Origin of the sequence: Formosa undariae (assembly GCF_042427615.1) — a bacterium.
Lineage (GTDB): Bacteria > Bacteroidota > Bacteroidia > Flavobacteriales > Flavobacteriaceae > Formosa > Formosa undariae.
Window position 1 is genome coordinate 470007 of the sequence record NZ_JBHMEZ010000011.1, and the last position, 12879, is coordinate 482885.

Genomic DNA, 12879 nt, shown 5'->3' on the forward strand with positions numbered 1-12879 from the left:
ATATTGAAAATGTTCTTTACTTTAGTGAACTGAATTAAAAAAATTCAAAATGAACCGAATAAAAGAGGTTTTGGAACAGAAAGGAATAAAACAAATCTGGTTGGCAGAACAATTGGGAAAGAGTTACAATATGGTGCACTCTTATGCTCAAAACAAAAGACAACCGAGTTTAGAAGACCTGTACAAAATTGCAGAAATTTTAAATGTGCAAGTCAAAGAATTACTAATTGAAAGAACGACCAATAAATGAAACTATACGAAGCATTAGAAAAACAACTCAAAACCGAAAACAATTTTGTTTCCGACAATGGAGAATTAAAAAAATGGGTTGTAATCAGTAAAGCACAGAATTTTGATGTTGGACTTTTAGAATTATTGCTTGATAATAAAGAATTGAAAGAAAAATTCTTTTTGGATATAAAAGGAACTTTAGTTTTTGACCAAAACTTGTTTATCCAATTTTTAGAACAAAAAAATTATTCAAACGATAGTTACACGAAATACAGAATAAAAGTAGGTCTTACAATAGATGGTAAATTCCTAAAACAAAGAAACGAAGTTTCTTTAGTTTGGCCATTCAAGGATTGTATCTTGGAAGGTGGTCAAAGTAAAGAGGAAGATAAGCGAGAAGAAATCTTTTTTAATGAAATTCTAGCTCAAGATGAAATCACACAATTACTAGAACCAAAAATTTTAACTAACGCTAAAACCTTCAATGAAGAAGGCGAACATACTTTCAAAAGTTTTACGAGAAATGCTGAACTAAATAAAAAAAGAGAACTTCCAGAAAACACGATTACTGACAACCTCATAATTAAAGGCAATAATTTATTAGCTCTAAATACAATAGAGCAAGAATTTTCTGAAAGAATAAAGCTTATTTACATTGACCCACCTTACAATACTGGAAGTGATTCATTTAAATATAATGACTCTTTTACTCATTCTAGTTGGCTTACGTTTATGTACAATCGATTTAAGTCCGCAAAAAAACTGTTACATAAATCGGGTGTGATTTTTGTTCAAATCAATGACCATAATAAAACCAACCTAAAAATAATGATGGATGAAATTTTTGGTGTTGAAAATTTCATAAACCTTATTTCTGTTAGAACAAAATCACCATCTGGCTTTAAAACTGTGAATTTAGGACTATTTGAAACCGCAGAATATATATTAATGTATGGAGTTTCAAAAAATGATTTTAATTATAATTTACAATATGTGGATTCTGGATATGATACAAATTATACAGGCTACATTACCAATATAAAAGAACAGCCAGAAAAATGGATTATAGATGATATTAGAAAAATCATTTGTCGTGAAGAAGGAATTGACCCAGACACAACACATCATCCATATAGTAAAGTTCAAAAGAAAATAGGAGAAGGCGTATACATTCAAAAATTAAGTGATTTCGCATTAAAAAATTCAAATTCCGTTTTTCGTCTTACTGCTATTGGAGACGATGCTGGAAAAGATACTCTTGATATAAAAAAGAAGTCCAAAAAAAATAATGAAAAAGTATTTGAGGTTAAGAGAGAAAATAATGATTCTCGATTTTTATTAAACGGTCAAGAAATTGCTTTTTATTCGAAAAAAATTAAAAATATTGATGGTGTAGAAACACCTACTACTCTACTAACAAATATATGGACTGATATTGCTTATGAAGGAATTGCGTCAGAAGGTGGAGTTACCTTAAAAAAAGGGAAAAAACCCGAAAAATTATTGAGAAGAATTATCGAAATGTCAACCAATGAAAATGATATAGTTTTAGATTATCATTTAGGAAGCGGAACGACAGCTGGAGTTGCTCATAAATTAGGAAGACAGTATGTTGGAATTGAACAACTCGATTATGGCAAAAATGACAGCACAATCAGACTACAAAATGTTATTAATGGAGACCAATCAGGTATTTCAAAAGCTATTAATTGGAAAAGCGGAGGTTCATATACATATTTCGAGCTTAAAAAATATAATCAAAAATTCATAGAACAAATTGAAGAAGCAAAAGACAATAAAACCTTATTGCAGATTTGGGAACAAATGAAAGCTAAATCATTCCTCAATTACAATTTAGATATTCAGAAACAAGAAGAACATATTGATGAACTTAAAGAATTAGATTTAAAACAACAAAAAGAACATTTAATAGAGTTATTGGATAAAAATCAATTGTATGTAAACTTATCTTCAATTGATGATAAAGATTTTCAAGTTGATAAAAATGAGAGAACAGTAACCAAAGATTTTTACCAAATTAAAAAGGATTAAATATGGCATTTCTATATAACATATTCGATAATCCCTTTGCACGTAAGGCACTTGAACAAGTGAATGTTCCAAATTATATCACAGATAATTTAAAATATTCTATTAGACCATATCAAGAAGAATCCTTTAGAAGATACATCTATTCTGACATTGAGGATTTTGATGGTAAGCCTAACAAACCTTATCACCTTCTTTACAATATGGCAACAGGTAGTGGGAAAACATTAGTTATGGCTGGACTTATTCTATACCTATATGAAAAAGGTTATCGAAATTTCCTCTTCTTTGTAAATTCTAATAATATCATTAATAAAACAAAAGATAACTTCTTAAATCCTCAATCGTCTAAATATTTATTTGCGAATAAAATAGTAGTTAATAGTAAAGAGGTTTTTGTAAAAGAGGTTCAAAATTTTGACGAAGCTGACAACCAAAACATTAATATAAATTTTGTTTCAATTCAAAAGTTAACATCTGGTTTATTTACTAATGTCAAAGAAAACGGAATAAGCTTTGAAGATTTCGAAAACAGAAAAACAGTTCTTATTTCAGATGAAGCACATCATAATAATGCAGAAGTTTGGGGAGAAATAGTAGACAGAATTCATAAAACAAATTTTGAAAATATCCTTTTAGAATTTACAGCTACTTTAGATTATGATAGTCAAGCCATAGTTGAAAAATATCAAGACAAGGTCATTCATAAATACGACCTTGCACAGTTTAGAATTGATAAATACTCTAAAGAAATTAATTTAATAAGGTCTTTATATGATGAACGTGAACGAATAATCCAAGCATTGATATTGAACTTATATCGTCAAGAATTAGCAAATTCAAAAGGAATTAACTTAAAACCAGTAATTCTATTTAAAGCGAAAAAGACAATTAAAGAATCGGAGCAAAACAAAGTCAATTTTCATAAATTGATTGAGGGTTTTTCGGTTTCAATGGTTAAGAACATTCAAGAAACTTCAACTGTTCAAATCATTCAAAAAGCATTTTCATTTTTTGAATCCCAGAATATAACATTAAATGAAATTTCTAAAAGAATAAAATCAAACTTCAAAGAAGAAAATTGTTTAAGTGCTAATGAATCAAATTCTAAAGACAAAAAAAGCTTATTAGAAGGCAAAAAAAGTGATGAATTATTAAATACTTTAGAAAATGTAAACAATCCAATTAGAGCTGTTTTTGCAGTTCAAAAACTAAATGAAGGTTGGGATGTTTTAAATCTATTTGATATAGTTCGATTATATGAAGGTCAGAATACTGGTGGTTCAAATACTAAAATTGGGAAAACAACACTTTCGGAAGCTCAATTGATTGGTAGAGGTGCTAGGTATTTTCCTTTTACACTAGAGGAAGGACAAGATAAATATAAACGAAAGTATGATGATGACACTACAAATGATTTAAAGGCATTAGAAGAATTGTATTATCATACTAAAGAAGATAATCGATACATTTCTGAATTGAAAAAAGCTTTAGTAGAATCTGGAATTTATGAAGACGATGACAAACTGGAAACTAAACAACTAACTTTAAAGTTAGGATTTAAAGAAACAGATTTCTACAAAACAGGAAAAGTAATATTTAATAAGAAAGTACCAAAGAGCTATAACAATGTAAAATCTTTCTCTGATTTAGGTGTTTCAAAACGAAATTTCGCTTTCACTCTATCATCTGGTATTGGAGTAATGTCAATTGCTTTCGAAAAAGAAGAAAAAGAGAGTAAAACTGAAAAAATAGAGCAAAAAGACATCGCAATTTCTGCAATTCCAAAACACATAACAAGATATGCTCTTGCTCAAAATCCGTTTTATTATTTTTCAAATATTATAAGGTATTTTCCTAAAACTGAATCTCTATCTAATTTAATTGAAAACCCAAATTATTTAGGTGGTTTAGAAATTACCTTTAACGGCTCAAAAAAAAGACTATCAAAGATTTCTAATCGTGATTACTTGTTAGCAGTTCAAGGTTTATTACAAACTATTGAATCTGAAATTAAATCAAATCTTACGGAATATGAAGGCTCTGAATATTTCAACAAATATGTACACGAAGTATTTAAAGACAAAGAAATAAAAGTTTATAAAGATAGTGAACGAGCAGATGGTCAAGAAGGCTTGGTTGCTAATGAACCTTGGTATGTTTACAATGCAAATTATGGAACTAGTGAAGAAAAAGAGTTTGTGAAAATGTTCGCTAGACGTTTCGAAAATTTAGAAAAATCCTTTGAAAATATTTACTTGATTCGTAATGAAAGAGAAATCAAAATCATTGATAAAATGGGCAGAGCTTTTGAGCCAGATTTCGTTCTATTTTGTAAACAAAAAGCAGGGAATGAATTGACTTATCAAGTATTCATTGAGCCGAAAGGAAACCATTTGAAAGCTCACGATAAATGGAAAGAAGACTTCTTAAAAGAGATTAGAGAAGATAAAACGACAATAGAAATTGACTCTGATAAATATTTGATAACAGGCGTTCCATTTTATAATAACGAAAATGAAAATGAATTTAAGGAAACATTGGAAAATACATTAAATGAAGCCAATGCATAATGTCCAGGTAAGTTTCAAATTGAAGAAGTCATCGCACTTTATCTAAATGTTTAACTTGTCTCATTAGTTATAATAATAATTAAAAAACTTGTTAGTGATTAGCTAAAAGGGTAATCCTTGTGTTTGCATATGAAGCTAATAAAATACTCTTGACGGTAATTTAAAAATAGTAAGAATTGAAGAAAATAGACCTACACATTCACACCGTACAATCTATCAGCGATAGGAATTTCATTTTCCATTTAGAATCTTTAAAGGAATATGTAAACAAACTTGAAATTGATTGTATTGCCATTACCAATCACAACTTGTTCGATAAAACTCAGTTCGAACAAATTTGCCAAGCGCTCAATATAAAAATTTTCCCAGGGATAGAAATTGATTTAGAAGGTGGTCATTTACTTTTAATTTCAGAAAATGAAAATCTTGATGATTTCGCGCAAAAATGTCAAAAAGTCCAAAAACTCATTCCAACAAAAGATGATTCGATTAGCTACGAACAACTAACAGAAGTTTTTCTGAACTTAAAAGATTATCTGTTAATCCCACATTATGATAAAAAACCAAATATCAAACCTGAGACTTTAAAAAAATTAGGGAATAATATTTTTGCAGGCGAAGTAACAAGTTTAAGAAAGTTCAAAACCTGCATTAAAGAAGCCGATAAATTAACACCAGTAATATTTAGTGATTGTCGGTTCGTCGAAAATATGACATCATATCCAACCAAACAAACTTTCATTGATGTTGAAGAAAACACACTTAATGCTATTAAAGGTTGCTTATATGACAAAGCAAAAGTTTTTCTTTCTAAAGATGACGGAAACGACTTTTTTCAAGCAACCGATGATGGGATAATCTTATCAACAGGATTGAATGTTATCGTTGGCGGACGTTCTTCAGGGAAAACATATACACTTGATAAAATCTGTCAGAACTTTGATAATGTCAAATATTTACGACAGTTTTCTCTGCTTCAAAATGATAAAGAAAACTTCAAAAAATTAGTTACTACAAGACATAGTTTAATAACCGAAAACTATTTGAAGGAGTTTAAAGATGTTGTATTAGATGTAAATGATATCGACTTAAAATCCAATGAAGTTTCCCTCGAAAAATATTTGAGTTCTTTAAAGAAGTATGCTACTGAAAGTGATAGTTTAGACACGTTTTCCAAATGTAAATTATACAACGAAACAAAGTTTACATTGGACAGCTTAAATAACATTAAAAAATTGATTTCTGCAACTGAAACTTTGATAGAAGCCAATGAATATAAAACAATCGTCAACAAGCATATTAGCGATGAAATTTTGAAAAGCTTAATTGTTGACTTAATTGAAAAGCATAATGAGCTTTACCAAACTAACTTAAAAAAGGAATGGACAAATAGTCTAATTGAGACCATAAAAGAAAATTTGAGATTTCGCTCAACCACTACATCAATTGAAGAGGTTGATTTCTTACAAATTCAATTAGAGAAAATCAAAGTCCAGAAATTTAGGAATGTAGTAAAGAAAGTCCAAACCGAAAAGATAATAGACAGTAAGGAAATAAGGGGCTTTAAAGTCTTAGCAAAAACAAAAAAATATACTGGAGCAAGTCAATTAAAAAATAAAAGCAAAAGTAAATTAAGCTTTAGCGAGGCTTTCAACAATTATGATAATCCCTATGAGTTTTTAATTTCATTACAAAACATCGGAATTGAGGAAACTGAATATTATAAATACTTCGTGGCGATAGATTATAGAACTTTAAACAAACACGGTTACGAGGTTTCTGGTGGGGAGCGTTCTGAATTTAACCTGCTACACGAAATTAGTGATGCTTTAAAGCACGATTTGCTATTAATTGACGAACCTGAATCGTCATTTGATAATATTTTTCTTAAAAATGAAGTAAATGAGCTAATCAAACAAATTTCAACAGAAATTCCAGTAATTGTGGTAACACATAACAGTACGATAGGCGCGTCAATTAATCCGAATCATTTAGTTTTTACTCAAAAATTAGTCGATTCTGGTAATGTGGAATATAAGGTGTTTTTCGGACATCCGACAAGTAAGACATTGAAAAGTGTTGATGGAAAAATAATAAAAAATTTAGAGGTACTTCTAAACTGTCTCGAAGCAGGAGCGGAAGCATATAATCAAAGAAATACTGTAAGCTATGAAATACTTAAAGATTGAAGATAACAAGGCATTTTTTAGAAAGGATAAGACACAACCTGAAAATTGGAACGAAATTGATAAAATAGAAAAAGAGGATTTGATGAAGCTTTTAGATTTTGCGACAGAAGATGATTTTGAAATGGATGTTTATGACGAAGATGTTTTAGCCAATAAAGCACATCAAATAATTTATAAAAGCATTTACGAGAAGCTAAACATATTTCTGACTAACAAGGACAGATTTAAAGACCAAACCGAAAATGTTTACAAGGAAGCATTAGAAAAGTACCAATAAAAATGACCGAAACAAACCGCATAGAATATAAACGAGAATTGTCCGATGGACTCGAAAAAGAGGTCATTGCTTTCTTGAACTACCGTGAAGGTGGCATTATTCATATCGGCATCGATAAGGATGGAAATACTTACGGATTGGCAGATGCTGATGGCGACCAGTTAAAGATTAAGGATAGGTTAAAAAACAACATCCGCCCTTCCGCCCTTGGTCTGTTTGATATTGTGAGTGAGGAAAGGGACGGCAAGAACATTCTGAAAATCATAGTGGCCAGCGGTCCAGAAAAACCATATCATCTTAAAAAATACGGGATGAGCGAAAAGGGTTGTTTTATTCGCTTGGGTTCAGCGGCTGAACCGATGCCCCAAAAAATGATAGATGAGCTGTTTGCTAAACGTACCCGAAATTCCATCAGCAAGATTAAAGCAGGACGGCAGGATTTAGGCTTCGGACAGCTAAAAATTTACTACGAAGAATCTGGGTACACCCTTGGTAAAGCTTTTGCAAAGAACTTGGAACTACTTACGGAAGATGGTGCTTTTAATTATGCCGGCTATCTTTTGGCAGACAAAAATAACACTTCAATTAAAGTCGCCAAATATTCAGGCATAACCAGAACAGACTTAATAGAAAGCAACGAATATGGTCACGAATGTTTAGTTAAGGCTACTAAACAAGTGATAGATAAAATTGCGGTCGAGAACAGAACAACCACAAAAATCACATCAAAAGAAAGACAACAAGCCAACCTTTGGCATCCCATCGCCTTGCGAGAAGCCATCATTAATGCGTTTGTGCATAATGACTATACCAATGAGATTACCCCAAAGTTTGAGATTTTTACCGATAGAATCGAAATCACATCAGCTGGTGGTCTTCCGGAAGGATTGAGCAAGCAAGAATTTTTTGAAGGCTTTTCAGTTCCACGAAATAAGGAACTGATGCGAATTTTTAAAGATTTAGAACTGGTTGAACAATTAGGTTCTGGCATCCCTCGTATTTTAGAACACTATGGAAAAGAGAGTTTTAGTTTTTCCGATAACTTTCTTAGAATGACTTTTATTGCTAAAGAAGTTGCTGATGAATCTACTATTAGAGAAGATCGTCAAAAAGGTGGTGTAACAGGTGGTGCAATGGGTGGTGTAACAGGTGGTGCAATAGATGCTATAGATATACTTACTAAAAGACAAAAAGAAGTACTTAAACTAATTGCAACCAATACTACTATTACTTATACTGAAATAGCTGAAGCTTTAGGCATCAATGAATCCCCTGTGGGCAAACATATAAATGCGCTCAAAACCAAAGGGTTTATAAAACGCCACGGTGGCACACAAGGTTATTGGGAAATTAATCTCGAAAAAAATCAGTAAGTATCCTTTTAAAAAGGCGATTTATCCTTTGAGCCTCTCGCATCCGCCAACCATTTGCCATTTTGCTTAACCAGTTTAAAAAGACCCGGTGTCTTATCATAGGCTGTAGTATATTTTACCCAAGCCACGTCACCCATTATCGTATCCTGCAAAACTGTAAAGTTTGAATCATCCTTTACCGTCGCATTGAACATATTTATAGTATTCATATAATTAGAATATGCCTGTGGTGTTGAGTTGGCTTTTAAAGCTTCCTCATCTTTTTCATAAAAGCTTTCGATGACGATTTGGGCTGTGGCACTTGGTCCCGAAATTTTAGTATCAGAATCGGCACAAGACAGGAACAGCAGTACGAGCGAGAAAACGACAATTTTTTTCATAATATTCTTAATTTGGATTATTGATATATCTATGTGATATTTTCAGTTCAATGTTTCGTTCGCCATCCTTTTCATTCAATTCTAAAATCGCCCTACGGTCATTAGATAATGAAAATTTGGGCAATACATAAACGAAGCGCACAGTTTCACTTTCTGCAATTTTTGAAGGCAGATTGTGTTTGTACGTTGGTTCTTGATACAGGCGTTGCAACGATTTTCTTTTCCCTTTTTGTCTTGTTTCAATCGAAAGGTTTAAGAAATTCAAATCGTAATCCAAAGTAGAATTATTCTCAATCTGGATAACGAAGTAGAGTTCTTCCTTATCAAAAACAACATTTTCAACAGTCAAGACAATGCCTTGCGTTCGCTTCTTAATCCGACCGATACGCTGGTTTCTGTTAAGAAGATACGAGCAGAATTTTTGATAGTAATACGTTCTATTATCTACACGTTCTTCAGAAGATTCAGCAAGAATCGAATCGACCTTAATTGGTTTCTCATTTCCGATACTACTTGATAGCGGAATGAAATAATTGAGCTTAGATAGCTGTTTTTTATATCTTACAATATACGAAAAAATTGAACCATTTCTATTGACTACCAACAGATTACTTTCCTTCCCAGGCTTTGCCTGAAGAAGTCCAAAATACTGTTCTTTTTCACGATTGTAGGTAAATACAAAATTATCTGAACCGGTTATTCCTTGCCGAATAGGTTCAGGGAAGAATAATGCAACGTTTTTGGTGTCGTTGGCATATATGGTATCGAGAACTGTAGTTGTTTGCGCTTTCGCGAAAGCGGAAATCAGTATCGCAAATATTAAAATTGTTGCTCTCATAATTTAGGTTTTAGAATTAATTTATAATTATTCAATACCGTAACTTTTACGTTTCGGTTGTTACGTCTGAGTACTTTGGATATACCACCAACTTGTGGTACGGTAGGAATGTTGATATCGCCAATAATATCGTCCAAGACTTCGGTGGTGGCTTCTGCCCGAAAATTGTTCTGTACGTAAATACCTTCACTACCATCAGATAAATCAAAAGCTTTGAGTTTTGTAGGATGGTGCTTTATGTTTTCAATTTCAATGAGCGCACGATTAGGTTGAAAGCTTATAAAACCGAAAATAGGTGTGTTCTTTGGCATCAGCTTACCATTAATGGTAGCTGTTTTGGTAAGGCGCATTCGTAATCTGGTATTCGCTTTGACTATTTGGTCGCCATCTACTACTACGTAAACTGTTTCATCAGTATTACCGATGATTGAAAACTCGTTGGGTTTTGGCGATGCGGCAAAGAACAATTGATGTTCTAAGCCTAATTCTTTGGCTTCAATTTTTTGTTCTCTTTTTACTTCAGTAGAATCAATTTTTGATACCGCTTTGCGAACAGTTCTTTTCTGTCCTAAGTTTTGGTATCGTTTCGATGTATATTGAATTTTGCCAGCTTCATAGATGCTATCTACAATACGCTCTTTTTCGCGTTCTGGTAAATCTGGGTCGTAGAATCCCAAGGAATCAATGAGCTTTTCATCATAGATGCTGGGCGCGTTATTTTCACGAACTTTCTTTAAGTCATTTATAGCATCCAGTTTAGAGTCGTATTCTTTTTGGTTTTCCTCTAAATCAGGCACTAAGGTCTGTTTTAGGTTTTCAGTTTCAGTATCATCATCGCCTAATACCATTACAGAATAGGAAATCAGGAATATGAAAATCACAGCCAATACGGCAGCGAATACTATTTTATTCTTTTCAACTTTCATCGTTTAGTTTTTTTAAAGTGTTCTCGAAGTAATTTGTAATTAGAAGTCCGTGCGGATTGTTGGGAAAGTTTCGGTCAACCATAATCAGGTTTCCTGTTGAAACCAATTCGTAGGTGTCAATTATTGAACCTCTGTTAATTTCAAAAATGGTGGTGGTTGTAAAACTATATGAGCCATTATTTTCGTTTATCCTTGAGTCAATACTCAATACTTTTTGAACCAATGAATACTGAAGCAATCGGTTATAAACGCCATCAGCTTTCTTCTGACGGTAAAGATTGTCCACAGAACTATTTCCTAACCAAAGTGCTTTTTCCAAATTCCTTTCATAGTTACTGGCATCGATGTTATAGAAGTAGTTGTGGAACAGTTCTAAATGTGCCAGAGCTTCGACTCTAAAATTCTCTTTTTGAGTTACGAGCTTCAGCGGAATAATGCTACCATCTGTATTTATTGCAAATGCACTATTGAGCGCATTTTTATTAGTTGTAAATGCCATCCAAAGTGAAAAAGTGCTGGAAAGCATTGCAAAAATGACAACTGCCAGTACGATAAATCGATTCATTTTCAGGACGTTGTATATGTTTTTGTAAGGTGTTTTCATTTTCATTTGAATTAGCTGGTAAATAATCTAAGAGTAAAGGATGTAGCTCGTTTGTACAATTTGAATTTCAGGAAAACAATAAATGCAACAGAACCCAATTGAACAACAGGCGCAAAAAAACCTTGACCTGTATCGGTACCAAATAAGTTGACCCAAAAATTGGTGTTGATTTCCGTATAAATAGCGTTAACAAATACATTGACTAAAAAGAATGCCGGCACTAACATATATACAGCAGCATACAACTTGAAGAATGTATAAGCAAGTGAACGGAATTTTTCAAATACTGCAAGGCTAATGACCAAAGGGAAGAACGCTTGCATTATCCCCAAAAGGAAAAAACGCTCTGCCAAAAACAACGGATAAATGAATAGGTCAAGAATCCAAAGTATAGTGCTTAGAATAAATGCCAATATCTTAAACCCATACAATGGTGTTACTAAAGCTTCGTATAAAAGGGTCATTGCTGAGCTTGCAGCATCAAAAAGACTTACGTCTTCCTCTAAAGGAATGTCCTGCATTTGTAATGGTAATAACGCAGGTGCTGTGCCCCTATACTGCCCCTCGATGGCCACCAATATCCCATCAAAGAACCCTAACACCTGCGTTGAGAAAATTACTAATATGACAATGGCAAAATTCTTCATCAAGTCCCCTGGGCTCAATCCCCAAGTATAACCATCTTTATCCGCAACACCTTCGTTGTACTTTTTCAGGATGTTAACCAGAAAAAATAGGACAGCGAGCGTTTTCATTCCGGCAATAGTGTATTGCGAGAAGTTGCTGCTCTGTATGGTCTGGAACACCGCATCGATGTATTCCAACCCAATCCCTAAAAGTATAGTTGCGGTCATTTTTAGTAATCTGTTTCTCGGTTATTTACTTTATCCTGCATTTTTCTGAAAGAAATAATATCTCGATACCGTTTTGTTTTAGTGGTAATGGTAGAAACCATTTGTTTCGATTCTTGCTCTTTAACTTTGAGTATTTCGGCGCGTTCGGCATCGCTCATTTTTAGGTAATCGCTGGATAAAACTTCATCAATAAAATCTACCGTTTCTAATGAGTTTTGGACTATTGCATCGAATGATTCCATAACTCTTGAAACTTCATCGGGTTTGATGTAGGGCGAGTTTAAAATATCCTGTAAATCATTTTGCATTACATTGATAAGGCGCTGATTATTGTCTGCAATTTCTTGGACAGCGTTGAGTTGTTGAACTACGCTTGATACTTGCTCGATGGCTTCTTTAGCATCCTTTAGGAATTTTACAGACTTAATCATTTGAGCGGTCTGTTTACCTGATTCCAACAGTTGTTTTACCAAACTGATAAAATTGGTATTGTCATAAGTGGGCATTCCTTGGGCGGTAGCATTACCTGACATAAACAAGGTCAGAGCTACGGTCATTACTAAAATTTTGATTTTTGTCTTCATA

12 protein-coding genes are annotated in these 12879 nt (G+C 32.8%); 6 read left to right on the forward strand and 6 right to left on the reverse strand.

Annotation, left to right across the window (positions count from 1 at the left end):
- Positions 1–49: 49 nt before the first annotated feature.
- The 6 genes from ACFFVB_RS10665 (at position 50) to ACFFVB_RS10690 (ending at position 8692) form a co-directional block, all read left to right on the forward strand.
- The gene (locus ACFFVB_RS10665; protein WP_034260975.1) at positions 50–250 is read left to right on the forward strand and encodes a helix-turn-helix domain-containing protein; all 201 of its coding nucleotides are present in this window, start codon (positions 50–52) and stop codon (positions 248–250) included.
- Positions 247–2283, forward strand: a complete 2037-nt coding sequence (locus ACFFVB_RS10670) for a DNA methyltransferase (RefSeq protein ID WP_034260977.1) — start codon at positions 247–249, stop codon at positions 2281–2283. Before ACFFVB_RS10665 ends, ACFFVB_RS10670 begins: the two co-directional genes overlap by 4 nt.
- A 2-nt stretch (positions 2284–2285) precedes the next feature.
- Positions 2286–4853 carry a DEAD/DEAH box helicase family protein gene (locus ACFFVB_RS10675; protein WP_034260979.1) on the forward strand — a complete coding sequence of 856 codons (2568 nt, stop codon included), beginning with the start codon at positions 2286–2288 and terminating at the stop codon, positions 4851–4853.
- Between the two features lie 176 nt (positions 4854–5029).
- A complete protein-coding gene (locus ACFFVB_RS10680) occupies positions 5030–7042 on the forward strand; it encodes a PHP domain-containing protein (protein WP_382382723.1) in 2013 nt (670 codons plus the stop codon).
- Positions 7023–7319 (forward strand): hypothetical protein, encoded by a 297-nt coding sequence (locus ACFFVB_RS10685; protein ID WP_034260983.1) that lies wholly within the window; start codon positions 7023–7025, stop codon positions 7317–7319. Before ACFFVB_RS10680 ends, ACFFVB_RS10685 begins: the two co-directional genes overlap by 20 nt.
- Positions 7320–7321: 2 nt before the next feature.
- Complete coding sequence (locus ACFFVB_RS10690) at positions 7322–8692, forward strand: RNA-binding domain-containing protein (protein ID WP_034260985.1); 1371 nt, start codon at positions 7322–7324, stop codon at positions 8690–8692.
- A gap of 8 nt (positions 8693–8700) precedes the next feature.
- Here ACFFVB_RS10690 and ACFFVB_RS10695 read toward each other — a convergent pair whose 3' ends face one another.
- The 6 genes from ACFFVB_RS10695 to ACFFVB_RS10720 are packed head-to-tail and all read right to left on the reverse strand — an operon-like array spanning position 8701 to position 12878.
- Positions 8701–9072, reverse strand: a complete 372-nt coding sequence (locus ACFFVB_RS10695; RefSeq protein ID WP_034260987.1) for a hypothetical protein — start codon at positions 9070–9072, stop codon at positions 8701–8703.
- A 7-nt stretch (positions 9073–9079) separates the two neighbouring features.
- Positions 9080–9910: a DUF4138 domain-containing protein gene (locus ACFFVB_RS10700; RefSeq protein WP_133759030.1), complete on the reverse strand. Its 831-nt coding sequence runs from the start codon at positions 9908–9910 to the stop codon at positions 9080–9082.
- On the reverse strand, positions 9907–10836 hold the full coding sequence (traM, locus tag ACFFVB_RS10705; RefSeq protein ID WP_382382726.1) for a conjugative transposon protein TraM: 930 nt from the start codon (positions 10834–10836) through the stop codon (positions 9907–9909). The genes ACFFVB_RS10700 and traM overlap by 4 nt, the downstream gene beginning before the upstream one ends.
- Positions 10826–11440: a conjugal transfer protein TraK gene (locus ACFFVB_RS10710; RefSeq protein ID WP_092132436.1), complete on the reverse strand. Its 615-nt coding sequence runs from the start codon at positions 11438–11440 to the stop codon at positions 10826–10828. Before ACFFVB_RS10710 ends, traM begins: the two co-directional genes overlap by 11 nt.
- Before the next feature lie 11 nt (positions 11441–11451).
- Positions 11452–12294, reverse strand: coding sequence for a hypothetical protein (locus ACFFVB_RS10715; protein ID WP_092132131.1), 843 nt, complete (start codon positions 12292–12294; stop codon positions 11452–11454).
- 2 nt (positions 12295–12296) lie between these two features.
- Positions 12297–12878, reverse strand: coding sequence for a conjugal transfer protein (locus tag ACFFVB_RS10720; protein ID WP_116769712.1), 582 nt, complete (start codon positions 12876–12878; stop codon positions 12297–12299).
- Position 12879 lies beyond the last annotated feature (1 nt).